Origin of the sequence: Sphingomonas sp. (assembly GCF_035998645.1) — a bacterium.
Taxonomy (GTDB): domain Bacteria; phylum Pseudomonadota; class Alphaproteobacteria; order Sphingomonadales; family Sphingomonadaceae; genus Sphingomonas.
In genome coordinates, this window is record NZ_DASYHL010000002.1 from 443,325 (window position 1) to 459,884 (window position 16,560).

At 66.6% G+C, this 16,560-nt stretch carries 17 protein-coding genes and 1 tRNA gene; 12 read left to right on the forward strand and 6 right to left on the reverse strand.

Features of this window, described 5'->3' with window-relative positions:
• Window positions 1–122 precede the first annotated feature (122 nt).
• Window positions 123–1,712, reverse strand: a complete 1,590-nt coding sequence (locus tag VGN66_RS02430; protein ID WP_327517250.1) for a lysine--tRNA ligase — start codon at window positions 1,710–1,712, stop codon at window positions 123–125.
• Between the two features lie 289 nt (window positions 1,713–2,001).
• On the opposite strand from VGN66_RS02430, the gene VGN66_RS02435 reads away from it, so the two are divergent.
• Window positions 2,002–2,259: a FeoA family protein gene (locus tag VGN66_RS02435; RefSeq protein WP_327517251.1), complete on the forward strand. Its 258-nt coding sequence runs from the start codon at window positions 2,002–2,004 to the stop codon at window positions 2,257–2,259.
• Window positions 2,256–4,103 carry a ferrous iron transporter B gene (gene feoB, locus VGN66_RS02440; RefSeq protein ID WP_327517252.1) on the forward strand — a complete coding sequence of 616 codons (1,848 nt, stop codon included), beginning with the start codon at window positions 2,256–2,258 and terminating at the stop codon, window positions 4,101–4,103. The genes VGN66_RS02435 and feoB overlap by 4 nt, the downstream gene beginning before the upstream one ends.
• A 760-nt stretch (window positions 4,104–4,863) precedes the next feature.
• On the opposite strand, the gene VGN66_RS02445 is transcribed toward feoB, so the two are convergent.
• Window positions 4,864–5,037, reverse strand: a complete 174-nt coding sequence (locus VGN66_RS02445) for a DUF4169 family protein (protein WP_327517253.1) — start codon at window positions 5,035–5,037, stop codon at window positions 4,864–4,866.
• 35 nt (window positions 5,038–5,072) lie between these two features.
• Here VGN66_RS02445 and ssb point away from each other — a divergent pair, with 35 nt between their 5' ends.
• Window positions 5,073–5,651 carry a single-stranded DNA-binding protein gene (ssb, locus tag VGN66_RS02450; protein ID WP_327517254.1) on the forward strand — a complete coding sequence of 193 codons (579 nt, stop codon included), beginning with the start codon at window positions 5,073–5,075 and terminating at the stop codon, window positions 5,649–5,651.
• 79 nt (window positions 5,652–5,730) lie between these two features.
• Here the strand turns inward: ssb and VGN66_RS02455 are convergent.
• Window positions 5,731–5,817, reverse strand: a tRNA-Leu gene (locus VGN66_RS02455).
• A gap of 119 nt (window positions 5,818–5,936) precedes the next feature.
• Between VGN66_RS02455 and VGN66_RS02460 the strand changes: the two genes are divergently transcribed.
• Entirely contained in the window at window positions 5,937–7,295 is a 1,359-nt protein-coding gene (locus VGN66_RS02460) for an MATE family efflux transporter (protein WP_327517255.1), read from the forward strand.
• Here the strand turns inward: VGN66_RS02460 and VGN66_RS02465 are convergent.
• Window positions 7,267–7,947, reverse strand: a complete 681-nt coding sequence (locus VGN66_RS02465; RefSeq protein WP_327517256.1) for an MJ0042-type zinc finger domain-containing protein — start codon at window positions 7,945–7,947, stop codon at window positions 7,267–7,269. The genes VGN66_RS02460 and VGN66_RS02465 overlap by 29 nt on opposite strands.
• Before the next feature lie 185 nt (window positions 7,948–8,132).
• On the opposite strand from VGN66_RS02465, the gene ftsE reads away from it, so the two are divergent.
• The 4 genes from ftsE to VGN66_RS02485 are packed head-to-tail and all read left to right on the forward strand — an operon-like array spanning window position 8,133 to window position 10,957.
• A complete protein-coding gene (gene ftsE, locus VGN66_RS02470) occupies window positions 8,133–8,840 on the forward strand; it encodes a cell division ATP-binding protein FtsE (protein ID WP_327517258.1) in 708 nt (235 codons plus the stop codon).
• Window positions 8,840–9,727: a cell division protein FtsX gene (locus tag VGN66_RS02475; protein WP_327517259.1), complete on the forward strand. Its 888-nt coding sequence runs from the start codon at window positions 8,840–8,842 to the stop codon at window positions 9,725–9,727. Before ftsE ends, VGN66_RS02475 begins: the two co-directional genes overlap by 1 nt.
• Window positions 9,724–10,266 carry a YdcF family protein gene (locus VGN66_RS02480; protein WP_327517260.1) on the forward strand — a complete coding sequence of 181 codons (543 nt, stop codon included), beginning with the start codon at window positions 9,724–9,726 and terminating at the stop codon, window positions 10,264–10,266. The genes VGN66_RS02475 and VGN66_RS02480 overlap by 4 nt, the downstream gene beginning before the upstream one ends.
• Window positions 10,259–10,957, forward strand: coding sequence for a lysophospholipid acyltransferase family protein (locus VGN66_RS02485; protein WP_327517261.1), 699 nt, complete (start codon window positions 10,259–10,261; stop codon window positions 10,955–10,957). The genes VGN66_RS02480 and VGN66_RS02485 overlap by 8 nt, the downstream gene beginning before the upstream one ends.
• Here the strand turns inward: VGN66_RS02485 and VGN66_RS02490 are convergent.
• Entirely contained in the window at window positions 10,954–11,703 is a 750-nt protein-coding gene (locus VGN66_RS02490) for a prephenate dehydrogenase/arogenate dehydrogenase family protein (protein WP_327517262.1), read from the reverse strand. The genes VGN66_RS02485 and VGN66_RS02490 overlap by 4 nt on opposite strands.
• Window positions 11,700–12,806 carry a histidinol-phosphate transaminase gene (gene hisC, locus VGN66_RS02495; protein WP_327517263.1) on the reverse strand — a complete coding sequence of 369 codons (1,107 nt, stop codon included), beginning with the start codon at window positions 12,804–12,806 and terminating at the stop codon, window positions 11,700–11,702. Before hisC ends, VGN66_RS02490 begins: the two co-directional genes overlap by 4 nt.
• Window positions 12,807–12,883: 77 nt before the next feature.
• Here hisC and VGN66_RS02500 point away from each other — a divergent pair, with 77 nt between their 5' ends.
• The 4 genes from VGN66_RS02500 to metW are packed head-to-tail and all read left to right on the forward strand — an operon-like array spanning window position 12,884 to window position 16,510.
• Window positions 12,884–14,446, forward strand: coding sequence for an NAD(P)/FAD-dependent oxidoreductase (locus tag VGN66_RS02500; protein ID WP_327517264.1), 1,563 nt, complete (start codon window positions 12,884–12,886; stop codon window positions 14,444–14,446).
• 32 nt (window positions 14,447–14,478) lie between these two features.
• Window positions 14,479–15,594: a homoserine O-acetyltransferase MetX gene (gene metX / locus VGN66_RS02505; protein ID WP_327517265.1), complete on the forward strand. Its 1,116-nt coding sequence runs from the start codon at window positions 14,479–14,481 to the stop codon at window positions 15,592–15,594.
• Complete coding sequence (locus tag VGN66_RS02510; protein WP_327517266.1) at window positions 15,591–15,923, forward strand: DUF6881 domain-containing protein; 333 nt, start codon at window positions 15,591–15,593, stop codon at window positions 15,921–15,923. Before metX ends, VGN66_RS02510 begins: the two co-directional genes overlap by 4 nt.
• The gene (gene metW, locus VGN66_RS02515; protein ID WP_327517267.1) at window positions 15,920–16,510 is read left to right on the forward strand and encodes a methionine biosynthesis protein MetW; all 591 of its coding nucleotides are present in this window, start codon (window positions 15,920–15,922) and stop codon (window positions 16,508–16,510) included. The genes VGN66_RS02510 and metW overlap by 4 nt, the downstream gene beginning before the upstream one ends.
• The last annotated feature ends 50 nt before the right edge of the window (window positions 16,511–16,560 follow it).

A 16,560-nucleotide genomic window follows, 5' to 3' on the forward strand; every position in this document is an offset into this window, starting at 1 on the left:
GGAGGTGGCAGCGCGAAGCGCTGACGGAGGGGGCCCTCCTTGAAGCAATTCGATTGCCTCGGGCCCCCTCCACCACCGCCTGCGGCGGCGGTCCCCCTCCCCGTTCCGGGGAGGATTGATCGTCAGCCCTTCGCCAGCGCTTCGCCGATCAACGTCCGGCTATTCTCCACGCCATACAGCGCGATGAAGCTGCCCATGCGCGGCCCCTGCGAGCTGCCCAGCAGCGTCTCGTACAGCGCCTTGAACCAGTCGCGCAGCGCCTCCTTGCCGAACCGCGCCTTGCCGATTTCATAGACGATGTTCTGCAGATCCTCGGCCGACGCATCCGCCCCCGCAGCGGCGAGTTCGCGGTCCAGATCCTGCAACGCGTCCACTTCGACGCCCTCGGGCGCGCGCCGCACCGGCTTGTCCGCCACATCGCGGACATAGGCGATGGCATAGCCGATCAGCGCATCCAGCTCCGGCCATTCCGCGGCGCTCGCACCGGGCAGATAATTGGCGAGATAGCCCCACACCTGCTCCTTGGTCGCCTCACGCATCACGCCGACCAGGTTGAGCAACAGCCCGAACGTCACCGGCAGCGTCCCCTCAGGCGGCGGGCCGTTATGGATATGATGCACCGGATTGCCGAGCCGCTGCTCGACCGGCTGCTCGGCATAGGCGGCGCGGAACTGCCAATAATCGTCCACCGCGCGCGGGATCAGGCCCAGATGCAGCGCCTTGGCCTTTTTCGGCTCGCGATAGATGTAGAAGGCAAGGCTCTCGTCGGGGCCATAGCTCAGCCACTGCTCGATCGACAGGCCATTGCCCTTGGTCTTGCTGATCTTCTCGCCCTTGGCATCGAGGAACAGCTCGTAGTTGAACCCCTCCGGCGGGCGGGCACCCAGTACGCGCGCGATCTTGCCCGATTGGGTCACCGAATCGATCAGGTCCTTGCCCGCCATCTCGTAATCGACGCCCAGCGCGACCCAGCGCATCGCCCAATCGGCCTTCCACTGCAGCTTGGACTTGCCGCCAAAGATGGTCTGTTCGATCCGCTCGCCATCGCTGTCGGTGAACGCGATCATGCCGGTTTCGGGGTCGAGCACCTCGATCGGCACCTGCAACACGATGCCCGTCTTCGGGCTGATCGGAAGCACCGGCGAATAGGTCGCCTGCCGCTCGGCGCGCAGCGTCGGCAGCATCACGTCCATGATGCCCTGATAGTTGCGCAGCACCTGTCGCAGCGCTTCGTCGAACTTCCCCGACCCATAATAGTCGGTGGACGAGGCGAACTCATACTCGAACCCGAACCGGTCGAGAAAGTCGCGCAGCATCGCATTGTTATGCGCGGCAAAGCTGTCGAACTTGCCGAACGGGTCCGGCACCTTGGTCAGCGGATGGCCGATATATTGCGCGAGCATCGCGCCATTCGGCACATTGTCCGGCACCTTGCGCAGGCCGTCCATATCGTCGCTGAACGCGATCAGCCGCGTCGGTTGATCCGACAGCGTCTCGAACGCGCGCCGCACCATCGTCGTGCGCAGCACTTCGTTGAACGTGCCGATATGCGGCAAGCCCGACGGACCATAGCCGGTCTCGAACAGCACCGGCGCACCGCCAGGCTTCCCGTCGGGATAGCGCTTGAGCAGCTTGCGCGCCTCTTCATAAGGCCAGGCCTTGGAAGTGAGCGCGGCGTCGCGCAATTCTGGGCGGAGAATGCTGTCGGTCATGGCTGTCAGTCTGTCTGGAGGGAAAGCCAGCGGGTGCGCGATGGCGGAAAGATTTGCAACCCACCCATTCCTCCCCTGAGCTTGTCTCAGGGGAGGGGGACCGCCCGCGCAGCGGGTGGTGGAGGGGCGGCTGCGCAGACAGCCGAACCCAGCTCGGCAAAATACCGCCCTCTACGGGGCGGCCCCTCCACCACCGCTGCGCGGCGGTCCCCCTCCCCCAGCAAGCTGGGGGAGGAATGATTCGCAATCCGCTGGCTTTTCCTCACCGCTCTTGATAATCGCTCGCAACATGAGTGACTCGCTGGCGCGTGCTGCGCGCAATCTCCCTGCCACCGTCGTGTCGATCGACTGGACTGCGCTTGCCCCCCATGAAGTGCGGCGCCTGCGCGAATTCGGTCTGGACGAAGGGGTCGTGGTCGAACTGATCCGCCCGGTCGGCTGGTTCGGCGGCCCTGCAGCAGTCCGCATCGGCCGCATGACCGTCGCGCTGCGCCGCCATGTCGCCGCCGCGATCCGAATCGTGCCCGTGGTGGAGAGCGCGGCATGAACGCGCAACCGCTCGTCGCGCTCGTCGGCAACCCCAATGCCGGCAAGACCGCTTTGTTCAACGCGCTCACCGGCGCGCGGCAAAAGGTCGGCAATTATCCCGGCGTCACGGTCGAGCGCCATTCCGGCCGCCTCGCGCTCAATGATGGCCGCCCGGTCGAGCTGGTCGACCTGCCCGGCACCTACAGTCTCGATCCGTCCAGCCCCGACGAAGCCGTTACCCGCGACGTCGTGCTCGGCAAGCAGGAAGGCGAACGCCTCCCCGACGCGCTGATCGTCGTCGCCGACGCCTCCAACCTCGAAAACCATCTGCGCTTCGTGCTCCAGCTGCGCCAGCTCGGCCGCCCGATGGTGGTCGCGCTCAACATGATCGACATGGCGACCCGCGACGGAATCACGATCGACGCCGACGCGCTGTCGGCGGAGCTCGGCGTGCCGGTCGTCACCACCGTCGCGGTGCGCAAGCGCGGCCTCGACGAACTGCGCGCAGCGCTCGGCGGCGTCCTGCTCGCCAGCCACGCCGCCGCGCCTGCCGTGCCCGAAGCGGATATCACCCATTTTCAGCGCGACGCCCGCCGCATCGCCGCGCTCGCCATCACCGATCAGCCGCGTGGCCGCGCCTTCACCCGCGCCGTCGATAACGTCGTCCTTCACCCCGTCGCGGGCTGGATGATCCTGATCGCCATGTTCTTCGTGATGTTCCAGGCGGTGTACAGCTGGTCCGAAGCCCCGATCGGCTGGATCGAGGGCGCTCAGGAATGGCTCGGCGTCCAGGCGCAGGCCAATCTGCCCAGCGGCTTCATCAGCGACCTGATCGTTCAGGGAATCATCGCCGGCGTCGGATCGGTGGTGGTGTTCCTGCCCCAGATCCTCATCCTGTTCTTCTTCATCCTGCTGCTCGAAGCGACCGGATACATGGTCCGCGCCGCCTTCCTGATGGATCGCCTGATGTCGCTGGTCGGCCTGTCGGGCCGCGCCTTCATCCCGCTGCTCTCGTCGGTCGCATGCGCGATCCCGGGCATCATGGCCGCGCGCTCGATCGACGATCCCAAGGAGCGGCTGACCACGATCCTGATCGCGCCGCTGATGACCTGCTCGGCGCGTGTTCCGGTCTATATGCTGATCATCGGCGCGTTCATCCCCGCGCGCGATGTCGGCCCGGGCATTGGCTTGCAGGGGCTGGTGCTGTTCGGCCTCTATGTCTTCGGCATCGTTGGCGCGATCCTCGCGGCCTTCGTGCTGCGCCTGACCGCGACGCGCGGCAAGAGCGGCGGCTTCATGATGGAAATGCCGCGCTATCAGCTTCCCTCGATCCGAGACCTGCTGATCGGCTTGTGGCAGCGCGCCTATGTCTTCCTGCGCCGCGCCGGCACGATCATCATGGGCGTCACCGTCGCGCTCTGGCTGCTCGCCTCCTACCCGGTGGCACCCGAAGGCGTGAAGCAGAGCGAATATTCGATCGCCGGCCGCATCGCATCCGGCCTCGAAGTCGTGCTCGCCCCGATCGGCTTCAACCATGAAATGAGCCTTGCGGTGATCCCGGCCATGGCCGCGCGCGAAGTCGCGGTATCGGCGCTCCAGACCGTCTACGCGATCGACGCCCCGGACGAGGAAACCGGCGCAGCGGCGCTCGGCGACCGCCTCGCCGAAAGCTGGCCGCTCCCCACCGCCCTCGCCTTCCTCGCCTGGTTCGTCTTCGCCCCGCAATGCCTCTCGACCATCGCGGTAGCACGGCGCGAAACCAATGGCTGGAAATGGCCGATCGTGATGATCGTCTATCTGTTCGCGGCGGCCTATGCGGCGGCGGGGCTGACCTATTGGGGGGCGAAGGCGCTGGGGCTTTAGGGGGCGTCGTCGGGCTCCATCGCCTCAAGCGGGGAGCTAACGGTCATCGCATCCTGGTAGCCTGCCTTTCGGCTAACGACCGCGTTGCGGATATTATCGCGTAGCGCCCAGCCAAGCCATGCCACACAACAAGGCCAAGATGAGCGCTAGATAATTTCCCAACTTGATTCGACCAACACCTACAAACACAAAGCTGGCGCAAACAAGTGCGCCAATCACCACGTATTCTCCGAGGTTGAACTCCCCCAAGACGCACCCGCTTTGAGGGATGCATCCTTGCGCTGCGAACCAGCCCTCCTGGTACTTCGTTTCCATTATCTTGCTGATAAAAAGGGTGGCGGCAATGATCGGGAGTAAAAAGGGAGTGGTGCGCCGAACTGCCGACACAAAACGGCCAGATGTCATTGCGGCGACTTAACTCGTCCAAGGTCCGTTTTCCACCCACTTTCCGACATTGCGCCTCTCAATCAGACTGGCTGAAACCGGACATTCGACAAAAGCAGAAATTTGCCGACGCCGCTTTGTCGATCTGGGACTTGCGCCTCGGGAAAGGCGACACCCCAAATCGGACCAATGACGCGTAAACCCGCGACATGTTCACTTCGCCCAATCCGCAGCGCCGCCCAACGCTGCCGGATTCGGCCAGTTCAACCTTTCGCGAATGCCTATAAGCGCTTCACATAACACGATAATATCCAACATGTTTCCTACATGTTCTCATTATGCTATACCCTGATCATGGCCAGGCCAAAGTCGAACCTCATTCCCGCCGCGCGCCGTCCAGATTTTCGGAAATCCGGGCGCGCTCGGCTTCGTCCGCCGCTTTCTGCGCCTTGGTGCGCCCGAATTTGGCGCGGTTCTCCACAGCCTTTGCGGCACTCTGTGCCTTCGCGCGTGCCTTGCGCGCCTTGTTCAGGTTAAGGATATCGGCCATTCGTCCCTCGATATCGATTTACAAGCGGAGTGAATATGGCGGGCAGCGTCAATAAGGTCATCCTGGTCGGCAATCTCGGGCGCGATCCCGAAAGCCGGTCCTTTTCCAACGGCGGCAAGGTGGTCGAACTGCGCGTCGCCACTTCCGAATCGTGGAAGGACCGCAACAGCGGCGAGAAGAAGGAGCGCACCGAATGGCATACGGTCAAGCTGTTCTCCGAAGGACTCGCGAACGTTGCCGAACGCTATCTGCGCAAGGGGTCGAAAGTCTATCTTGAGGGCCAGCTCCAGACCCGCAAATGGCAGGATCAGCAGGGCCAGGACCGCTATTCGACCGAAATCGTGCTGCAGGGCTTCGATGCCAAGCTGGTGATGCTCGACGGACCCGGCGGCGCGCAGGGCGGTGGCGCTGGCGGTGGCGGCAGCCGTGGCGGCGATGACTGGGGCGGCGGCGACGATTCGTTCGCGGGCCAGTCGAGCAGCCGTGGCGGTGGCTATGGCGGCGGTAACGCGGGTGGCGGCTTCGGCGGCGGCGCGGCGCGCGGTGGCGCGGCCAGCGGCGGCGCTGCGGGCGGCGGCTTCCCCGACGATCTCGACGACGACGTGCCGTTCTGATGTGGACTACCGGCGCGTGGCCCATGCCGCGCGTCGGTTTACCCCTTAAGGGGTTGGTTCATTTGAATTTTTAATGAAATGGTGCGGCCAAGAAGACTCGAACTTCCACGGGCTTTCGCCCACAACGACCTCAACGTTGCGCGTCTACCAATTCCGCCATGGCCGCACGGATTTCGCACACCGGATGAGACCGGAGGCGGGTAAGGCAGCGGCCCCTAGCAAAGGGCCGGGGGGCATGCAACCTCCCTTTTTTCCGCGGCAGTCTGCGGCTAAGGCGGCGGCCCCATGACGCTGACCCCCGAAACCCGCGCGGAAATCCGCCGCATCCTCGCGCTGGCCTGGCCGGTGGTGCTGACTGGCCTCAACTGGACGATCCTCCACGTCACCGACGTGATCGTCGTCGGGCTGGTCGGAACGCATGAGGTCGCCGCACTCGGCGCGAGCCGCACGCTGACCTTCATCGGCATCGTCGTGGCGCTGGGCTGGCTCACCGGCGTGCTCGTCTTCTCCTCCCGCGCCGACGGAGCCAAGGACCTTCCCGCGACCGGCGCGGTGCTGCGGCAGGGCCTCGTCCTCGGCGGCATCCTCGGCCTGATCAGCGGCGCGCTGCTGTTCGTCTTCGCCCTGCCAATGCTGCGCGGCGTCGGCGTCGATCCCGGCATCGCCCCCGAAGCGGCGCGGGTCGTTCAGGTGATGGCGCTCGCCTACCCGTTTCAGCTGATCATCGTCGCCGCGAGCTTCTTCCTCGAAGGCGTCAGCCGCCCGCGCCGCGTGATGGCGGTCAACCTCTCGATCCTGCCGCTCAACGCGGTCCTCGCCTGGATCCTCGCCACCGGCCAGTTCGGCCTGCCACAGTTCGGCGCGGTCGGCGCGGCCAGCGCCACCGTCATCGCCACGATCGTCGGCGCCGTCGCCATGACCATCGCCGCGCTCACTCTGCCCCGCGCGAAAGAGCGCGGCGTGCGCGACTGGAGCGACCTCGGCACCCCCGCGATGTGGCGCGGCGTAGGGCGGCTGCTGGCGTTCGGCGCGGTGCCTGCAGTCGCGTCGGGGCTGGAACTGGCCGGCTTCTCGATCCTGATCGCGCTGTCGACCCAACTCGGCGATTCGGTCACGCACGCGTTCCAGATCGTGTTCTCGGTCCACAACGTCACCTTCGCCTTCGCGCTAGGCTTGGGGTCCGCTGTCGGCGTGCGCGTGGGCAATGCGGTTGGGGAGGGCGTGCCGGCACAGGCGGGACCCCGCACCGCCATCGGCGCGGTGCTGGCGGCGCTGATCCTCGGCCTGCTCGCGCTTCCGCTGACGTTCGCGCCGCTGCTGATCGTGTCGGGTTTCCCGGCATCGGCAGAGGTCGCGACGCTCGCCGCGCTGATGCTGGCGCTGTGGGCACCGTTCATCCTGTTCGACGGGCTTCAAGTGGTGTTCGTCTATGCGCTGCGCTCGCTGGGGGATCAGGTCGCGGCGGGGATTAACGGCATCCTCGCCTTCTTCGTGCTGACCGGCGCGATCGGGCTGTGGACGGTCCAGCATGGCTGGGGACCGATGGGGCTGGTGTGGGCGTCGGGCAGCGGCATGGTCGCCGCCGCATTGCTCAACGGCGGGCGGCTATGGTGGACTATCCGCCGCCTTCGCCGGAAAAGCTGAACTGGATCGTCTTGCCCGTCGGCGGCACGTCGAGCTTGCCGCTGTTGAAGTCGAGGCTTCCGCCGGCGGGCAGCGTGCGCGGGTCCGGCGTGATCGTCCAGCTATAGACGATCGTGTTGTTCGCATCGCGCAGCTCGGCCAGGATGTTGGGGACGCGCTGCGTCTCCTTGGTCGGGTTCATCACCTGTCCGCTGACCACGAACAGCTCGCCGCCATTGAGGCGCGGCTTGCGCTCGACCGACTGGGCGGTGAAGATCAGCGGGGTCTGCGCCGCGCCGATCCGCAGGCCCAGTTGCGAGGCTAGGCCGGGCGCGCCGGTCCAGATGATCGCGCCCGCACCCAGTGCCATCGACAGGCCGGCGATGGCGGCGGCGGCGGTCCAGCGCTTCTCGGGATTGCGGCGCGGCTTGAATGGCGGCTCATGCGCGAACGGGTCGTATTCGCGCGGCTTGTCCTCGACCGGGGCTGGCTGCGAATAGGCGTCCGCCCGCACCACATCGGGGGCGGGCTTCGCGACGCTCGCCGCGCCACCGGCTGGGGCCTGGAACCAGCTATGCTTGCAGCTGGCACAACGCACCGTCCGCCCGTCACCGCCGATGGCGGTATCGGGGACCAAATAGCGCGTTCGGCATTCGGGGCATTCGAGGATCATGGCGGCACGCGTTGCTAGGCAGCCATCAACCCAAAACGGGCAGCCGCCAGTCCCGAATCTAAACACCCGCCGCGCGGGAATGGCAAGGCCCGAGTCGCGCGGCTGCGGCTATGCTTGAGCGGGCCGGTTGGCTGTGCGATGGCTGGCCTAGGGGCAGAAGGATCAGGAGCGGCCGACGCCGGCACATGGCCAATATCGTTCAGTTTGAGAATGTCGGCCTGCGCTATGGCACCGGGACCGAAACGCTGAGCGACGTCAGTTTCACGCTCAGCGCAGGCGCGTTCTATTTCCTGACCGGCGCATCGGGCGCGGGCAAGACGTCGCTGCTGAAGCTGCTTTACCTCGCTCAGCGGCCGACGCGCGGCGTGGTGCGATTGTTCGGCGAAGATGCTGGCGCGCTGCCGCGCCGCCGCCTGCCGGGGTTTCGCCGCCGCATCGGGGTGGTGTTCCAGGACTTCCGCCTGCTCCCGCACCTTTCGGCCTATGACAATATCGCCCTCCCGCTGCGCGTCGCCGGGATGCCGGAAGGCGAGATCGAGGCGCCGGTGCGCGAGATGCTCGCCTGGGTCGGCCTCACCGATCGCGGCAAGGCCAAGCCGCCGACGCTGTCGGGTGGCGAGCAACAACGCATCGCCATCGCCCGCGCCGTGATCACCCGGCCCGAGATGCTGGTGGCGGACGAGCCGACCGGCAACGTCGATCCCGACATGGCCGAACGGCTGCTGCACCTGTTCGATTCGCTCAACCGGCTCGGCACCACCGTCGTGGTCGCGACGCACGACTTCCACTTGCTCAACCGCATTCCCGACGCGCGGATGATGCGGATTGAAAAGGGGCGGCTGCTCGACCCCACCGGCGCGCTACGCTTCCCGCCCGATCGGGGGGAGGCATGATGGCGATCGGGCGACCGCGACCGCATCATCGCTGGCTCGATGACGGGCAGCGGACCCGTGCGATGGTGTGGATCATGGCGATCATGCTGTTCCTGACCGTGCTCGCCGGAGCGCTTGGCTTTGGCATGGCCGGTGCGGGGCGGTCGCTCGACCGGCAGCTCGCCGGACGGCTGACGGTTCAGCTGGTCGAGGCGGACGCCGCGCGGCGCGACGCCAATGCCCGCGCTCTGGTCGAGCGCATCCGCGCGATTCCCGGCGTGACTCAGGTGAGCGAGGTCGATCGCGCGCGGCTGGCCGAGCTGCTGCGCCCCTGGCTCGGCGATACCGGGCTCGATGCCGAGCTGTCAATGCCCGCGATGATCGATGTCGATCTGCGCGCGGGCGATCCGGCGCTGATCGCGCGGGTGCGCCAGACCGCACTCGCGGTGTCGCCCGCGGCGCGGGTGGACCAGCATGCGCAATGGCTGTCGCCTGTAGCCGGCTTCATCGCGACGCTAACCTGGGCGGCGGCGGGGCTGGTGCTGTTGATGGCGACGGCGACCGCAGCGGTGGTGCTGCTTGCGGCGCGCGCGGGGCTCGATACGCATCGCGACACGATCGCGGTGCTGCATATGCTGGGCTCTACCGACACTCAGGTGGCGCGCCTGTTCCAGCGCCGCATCGCGCTCGACACGCTGCTAGGCGGGGTGATCGGGACGATGGCGGCATTGGGCGCGGTATGGCTGCTCGGGCGGCAGACGTCGGCGCTCGGCTCGGAACTGCTCGGCAGCATCGCGCTGGCCGATGCCGACTGGGTGCTGCTCGCGCTGGTGCCGCTCGCCTTCGCGCTGCTGGCGATGGCGGCGGCGCGGGTCGCGGTGCTGCGGACCTTGGGGCGCACGCTGTGATCTGGCGCATCCCGCTCCTGCTCATCCTCGCCTGGGCGATCGGCTTCGGCCTGTTCATGCTGTCGCTGGGCAAGCCGCTCGATTCCGAAGTGAAGACCGACGCCATCGTCGTCCCGACCGGTGGACCGGGGCGAATCGATCGCGGGATCGCGCTGCTTCAGGCGAAGAGCGCCAAGCGCATGCTGATCACCGGCACCGACCCGACGGTGCGCCCGATCGAACTGGCGGTCGAGTACAAGACCTCGCCGCGCCTGTTCCGCTGCTGCATCGATCTGGGGCATGAGGCGGTCGACACCCGCTCCAACGCCGATGAGACCGCCGCATGGGTCGCGCAGCATGGCTATAAGTCGATCCGGCTGGTCACCGCCGACTGGCACGTCCCGCGCGCCAAGCTCGAACTCGCCAACGCGCTCGGCCCCGATGTCGAGATTCGTGGCGATGGGGTTCGCACCACCGCCAGCTGGTCGATGCTGCTGCGCGAATATCACAAATATCTGGTGCGGCGCTTCGCCTTGCTGTTCGGGATCGGCAATGGCTGACCGTATCCGCACGCTGATCTTCTCGATCATCTTCTACGGCCTGTCGGTGCCGATCGTGCTTGCCGCACCGATCATCGCCCTGTTCGGCACGCAGCGAATCCGCCGCTATTCGATGGCCTGGGCGGGCCTTGGGCTGTTGCTCGCGCACCAGATCCTCGGCATTCGGGTCGCGGTCGCGGGGCAGCGCGCCGAAGGTCCGGCGCTCTATGCGGTCAAGCATCAGGCGATGTATGAGACGCTGGCGATGGCCGCGATGCTCGATGCGCCCGCAATCGTGATGAAGCAGGAACTCGCGCGCATCCCGGTCTGGGGCTGGGTCGCGCGGCAATATGGTGTGATCGTGATCGACCGCGCCGGATCGGCGAAGGCCCTGCGCGCGATGATGAAGGAAGCCCGCGCCGCAGTCGAGGAGGGCAGGTCGGTGGTGATCTTTCCCGAAGGCACCCGCACGCCTCCGGGCGAAACACCGCCGCTGCGCTCGGGCTTTGCCGGCCTCTACCGCGCGATCAAGCTGCCGGTGATCCCGGTGGCATGCGAGACTGGGAAGGTCTGGCCGCGCCAAGGGCCAAAGCGTCCCGGCACCGTCACGTTCCTGTATGGCGATCCGCTTCCACCCGGCCTGCCCCGCGAGGAAATCGAAGCAGCGGTGCATCGCCGGATCAACGCGTTCGAGCCGGGTTTCGCGGATTAATCCGCCGCGCTGCGGTTTCCGGCGTTGAGCGCGCGGGCGAGCAGGCCGTTCGCCTCGCCGATGAACTGCTGTGTGATCTCGCCCGCGAACGGGTTGAGGTTCTGAATCGCGAAGAACAGCTCTTCGCTATCATCGCCGATCAGCGCGCACAGCTCGAGCAGATGCTGGTAGCTGTCGGTCTTCAACTCCTCATCCGGGATGCGGACATTGACCAACGTCCGGCCGATCAAATGCGTCAGCGCCTGAACATAGGCCATTTCGCGGTCATGCTCTTCGGCGCTGGTGATCGAGACCTTGAGGCCGAGCTTGCGCCCGAATTCGGCGACGCGGTGGTGGCGCTCGCCGCGCACCGGACAGACCACCAACGGCTGCCCCGCCAGCCCGCGCCGCGCGCTCTGCGGCCCGAACAGCGGGTGGGTGGCGACGATGTCGACACTGTCGGGCAGTGCCTCCGCCATCCAGCGCGCGGGCAGCATCTTGACCGATGCCACGTCCACGACCAGCGCGCCGGGCCGCACATGCGGGGCGACCGCCGCGAGCGTGCCCTCGATCGCCTGCACCGGCACTGCGAGCATGACGACGTCACTCGCGGCCACGTCTTCCAGTGTCGCGGTGGCGACACCGACTCGCGTCGCATCCTCGGCAACGTCGCGCGAATCATGCACCACCACCGTGAAATGATCGCGCAAATGCGTGGCGGCGAGCTGACCGAACCGCCCGAAGCCGATGATGCCGAAGCGCTTCATTCGGCGTCGGCGGCGGCCACCAGCTGCTGCAGGATCGCCGCGACCGCGCGCGTGTCTTCCTCATTGCCGATGGTGATGCGCAGCCCATGGGGCAGGCCCTGACCGGGCAGCCAGCGGACGATATAGCCCGCGTCCATCAGCCCCTTATAGGCCGCTTCGCCGGTCAGCTTGCCTTCGAACAGCACCAGCACGAAGTTCGCCTGGCTCGGTACCGCGCGAAGGCCAGCATTGCCGAGCTTGGCGATCTCGTCGCTGAACCAGCGGCGCCATTGGGCATTCTCCGCCTTGCAGCGCGCGACGAAGTCGTCGTCATTGAGCGCCGCGATGGCGGCTGCGGTCCCGGCGATGGTGATGCTGAACGGCAGGCGGATGCGGTGCATCGCTTCAATGATCGCAGGCGCGCCATAGCCCCAACCGATGCGCTCGGCGGCAAGCCCGTACATTTTGGAGAAGGTGCGCGTGACCAGCACGTTGGACGCAGTCATCGCCAATTCCATGCCGCCATCGTCGATGTCGCCATCGATATATTCGGCATAGGCATGGTCGAGCACGAGCAGGATGTCGTCGCGCAGCCCGGCGTGGAGGCGCGCGATCTCTTCGCGGCTGGCATGGGTGCCGGTCGGGTTGTTGGGGTTCGCGACGAACACGATGCGGGTCTTGTCGGTGACGCTGGCAAGGATCGCGTCGACATCGGTCGCATAATCCTTGTCGGGCGCGACCACCGGCACCGCGCCGACGCGCTTGGTCGCGATCGGGTACACGGTGAAGCCGTAGTTCACATAGATGATCTCGTCGCCCGGCCCGGCGAACGCGCCCGCGGCAAGGTGCAGCACCTCGTCCGATCCATTGCCGTAGATGATCCGATCGGGATCGAGCCCGTTCTTGGCGGCCAGCGCCTCACGCAATTCGGTGCCGCTGGCGTCGGGATAACGCTCGAGGCTGCTTGCGGCGGTCGCAAATGCGGCGCGTGCAGCCGGCGAGGTGCCGAGCGGATTTTCGTTCGACGACAATTTGATCGCCTTGCGGCCATCATCGGTTTTCGACTTGCCCGGCACATAGGGGGCAATGTCCATGATCCACGGCTTGGGGGTCGGTCCAGTCATGGCCGACCCCTTTGCCCAATGGTTACGCAATAGCAAGGTCGTGGCGCTAATCCCGGGGCAACGAAACCGGGGGTGGGATGCGAAGCGGGGGTCTGTTCTGGAGTGCATTGGCGGCGGCGCGGCGGCGGAATCTGGCCGCTGCCGGCGAAGCGGCACCGGTTCCGGCCCAGCCCGGCACCACGCGCCGTGCGTTGCTCAAGGGCTTTGCCGCCGGGGGTGTCGCTGCGGCGATCCCCACTGCAGCACCGGCGCGCACCGGCATCGGTCGGGTCGCAATCGTCGGCGGCGGTATCGCCGGGCTGACCGCGCTCCACCATCTGCGCGAGGCGGGCGTCGATGCCCGGCTGTACGAAGCGGGCCGGCGGCTAGGCGGGCGCATCTTCACGCAGAAGACCAGAACCGCGCCCGCGTTTGAACTGGGTGCCCAGCTGGTCAACAGCGACCATCACGATCTCCGCACGCTCGCCGAGCGGTTCGGCGCGGAACTGGTCGACCGAAAGGCTGAACCGCATCGCAGCATCGTCGTCACCGCTGGCCGCACCGTGGCAGAGGTCGAGCTGGCCGACGCGCTCGGCCCGATCGCGGCACAGATCGGTCGCGATGCCGACCGGATTGACGCCGACCCCGCTGCCTTGCGCGCATTCGATGCGATTTCGGTCGCGGACTATCTCGATCGTCATGCGGGGTTGCTGCCCGCTCCTTGGGTGCGCGGTCTGCTCGAGGCGACGGGGCGGACCGAATATGGTGCCGAGCCTGACGCGACCTCGGCTTTGTCGCTGCTGTTCAACCTGCCGACGGTAGACGGCGAACGCGCCGACATTCTGGGCGGGTCGGACGAGCGCTATGCCATTGCCGGGGGCAGCAGCACGCTGATCGACGCGCTTGCCGCACGCTATGCCGGGCAGATCGAAACCGGCCGCGTGCTGCGCCGGGTCGCTCACGCGACGGGCGGCGTCACGCTGAGCTTCGCCGATGGCGCAACCGTGCGCGCGGATGCGGTGATCGTTGCAGTCCCGGCCCCGAGGACGCGGCAGATCGACTTTGCGGTGCCGCTGCCGGTCCAGTGGCGCCGATTCATCCAGGCGATGACGCTTGGGCGGAACGAGAAAATTCTCGCGGTCGCCGACTCGGCACGCTGGCGCGACGCGATTGGCGGGGGCGGCGATGTGTGGCATGCCGGGGCGCGCGGCAGCTGGGCGAGCGGTTGGGACGGCAGCGTGCGCGGTGTCGAAGGGCCACCGGTGTGGACCTGGTATCTGGGCGGCGACGCCACCGATGATCGCATCTCCGCACAGACGCTCGCGGCGCGCTATGCGGCCGATGCACGCACGGCGCTCGGCGATCTTGCCGCCGCCTGTGCCGGTGCGCCGGTGCGGCGCACCGCTTGGCATCGCGATCCGCTGATCGGCGGATCTTATGGCTGCTATCCGCCCGGACACCTCACTCGCTTCGGGTCGCTGCTGTGGATGGAGGGCGAGGACGGCGCGGCGGTGCAGTCCGCCCCGGCGCTTGGTCGCGTGATTTTTGCCGGCGAGCATCTGTCCGACGCCTTCCCTGGTTACATGAATGGCGGCGCGCAGACCGGGCGGCTGGCGGCGCAGGCGATCCTCGGCCGAACCATCCCCGCGCGAACCGCTTGAACGCGGACCGCGCGGCTTCTAGGCACGCGGCGATGTCTGACGATGTGCGCTTTGGCCTCGACCGCCGCGTGACGCTTCCGGGGCCGCTGCGCCTCGACGGGGGCGTGCTGCTGTCGCCGGTCGAAATCGCCTACGAAACCTATGGGCAGCTCGCGGCGGATGGCGGCAATGCGATCCTGATCTGTCACGCGCTGACCGGCGACCAGCATGTCGCGTCGACCCACCCGATCACCGGCAAGCCCGGCTGGTGGACGCGCATGATCGGGCCGGGCAAGCCGATCGACCCCGCGCGGCACTTTATCGTCTGCGCCAATGTGCTGGGCAGCTGCATGGGGTCGTCCGGCCCGGCGACGGTCAATCCGGCGACCGGCGCGCCGTGGGGGATGAGCTTCCCCGTCATCACCATCCGCGACATGGTCCGCGCACAGGCGATGCTGCTCGACCATCTCGGCGTCGCCAAGCTCAAGGCCGCGGTCGGCGGGTCGATGGGCGGCATGCAGGCGTTGAGCTGGCCCGCCACCTTCCCCGACCGCGTCGAGGCGGCGGTGGTGATCGCATCGACCGCACGGCATTCGGCGCAGAACATCGCCTTCCACGAAGTCGGGCGGCAGGCAGTGATGGCCGATCCGCGCTGGAATGGCGGCGCCTATTATGAGGGCGAGCCGCCTGCGTCGGGCCTCGCGGTGGCGCGGATGGCGGCGCACATCACATATCTGTCTGAAGAGGGACTGACCGAGAAATTCGGGCGCAAGCTGCAGGCGCGGGAGGCCAAGACCTTTGGCTTCGACGCGGATTTTCAGGTCGAATCCTATCTTCGCCATCAGGGGTTGAGCTTTGTCGACCGGTTCGACGCCAACGCCTATCTCTACATCACCCGCGCGATGGACTATTTCGACCTCGCCGAGGAGCATGGCGGCGTGCTCGCCAACGCCTTCCGCGAGACCAAGGCGCGCTTCTGCCTCGTCAGCTTCGACACCGACTGGCTCTACCCCACGCGCGATTCGCGCAGCATCGTCCATGCGCTCAACGCCGCCGGCGCGCCGGTCAGCTTCGTCGAGCTGTCCTCACCCTTTGGCCACGACGCCTTCCTGCTCGAAGCGCCCGAACTGAACCGCGTGGTCGACGGGTTTTTGAGGGCTGGCGAGTGAAGATCGCTAGCCGTCCGCCTGAGGGAAAGCTCGCCTACTATCGCTGCAGTTGGCTTCATCTCCATGATGATGAGCCGGTCACCCTCTGGTATGAGGTTGATCATGCCGGGAACGTTCTTCGGGTGATCGAGATTTTTGCGACAGGCAAGGTCCTGAGGGATAACATTGCGAGCTATCCCGATGGCGCTAGTCAATTTGGGTTTGGCACTCTGATTGGCGATGACTTCTATCGACTAGAATTTGAATGGCCGCATGCTGAGGATACCGATCCAACGGTGATGCTGGACGCATCAGCATACGAGTTTAATGCGATATGGGGGGCAGAATGACCGCGCTCCGTCCCGACCTTGCGATCATTGCGTCCAACGTCACGCCGGGCAGCCGGGTACTCGACGTCGGCTGTGGCGACGGCGCGCTGATGGCGGCGCTGCGTGACCGGCGGGGATGCGATGCGCGCGGTCTGGAGATCGACGCGCATAATGTCGCGTCGGCCGTGGGACGCGGGCTTTCGGTGATTCAGGGCGATGCCGACACCGATCTGGCCGATTATCCTGACGCCAGTTTCGACTATGCGATCCTCAGCCAGACGCTGCAGACGACGATGCGGCCGCATGTCGTGCTCGATCACTTGCTGCGCATCGGTGAGCGCGCGGTCGTGTCCTTTCCCAATTTCGCGCATTGGCGGGTGCGGCTGTCGCTGCTGTGGGGCGGGCGGATGCCGGTGACGCGGCTGTTGCCGGTGGCGTGGTATGAGACGCCGAATATCCACCATGTCACCATCGACGATTTCCGCGCCTATGTGCGTGAGCGCGGGATCACGGTCGAGCAGGCTTGGTTTTTGTCGGGAGACCAGCTTACCAGCTCTGCGGCGGCAAACTTCCGCGCGGAACATGCCGTCTTCCTCCTGAAGCGCTGATTTTCGATGAAGCGCGGGTGACGGGTCCGGTTTCGGCCGTTACCAACTGC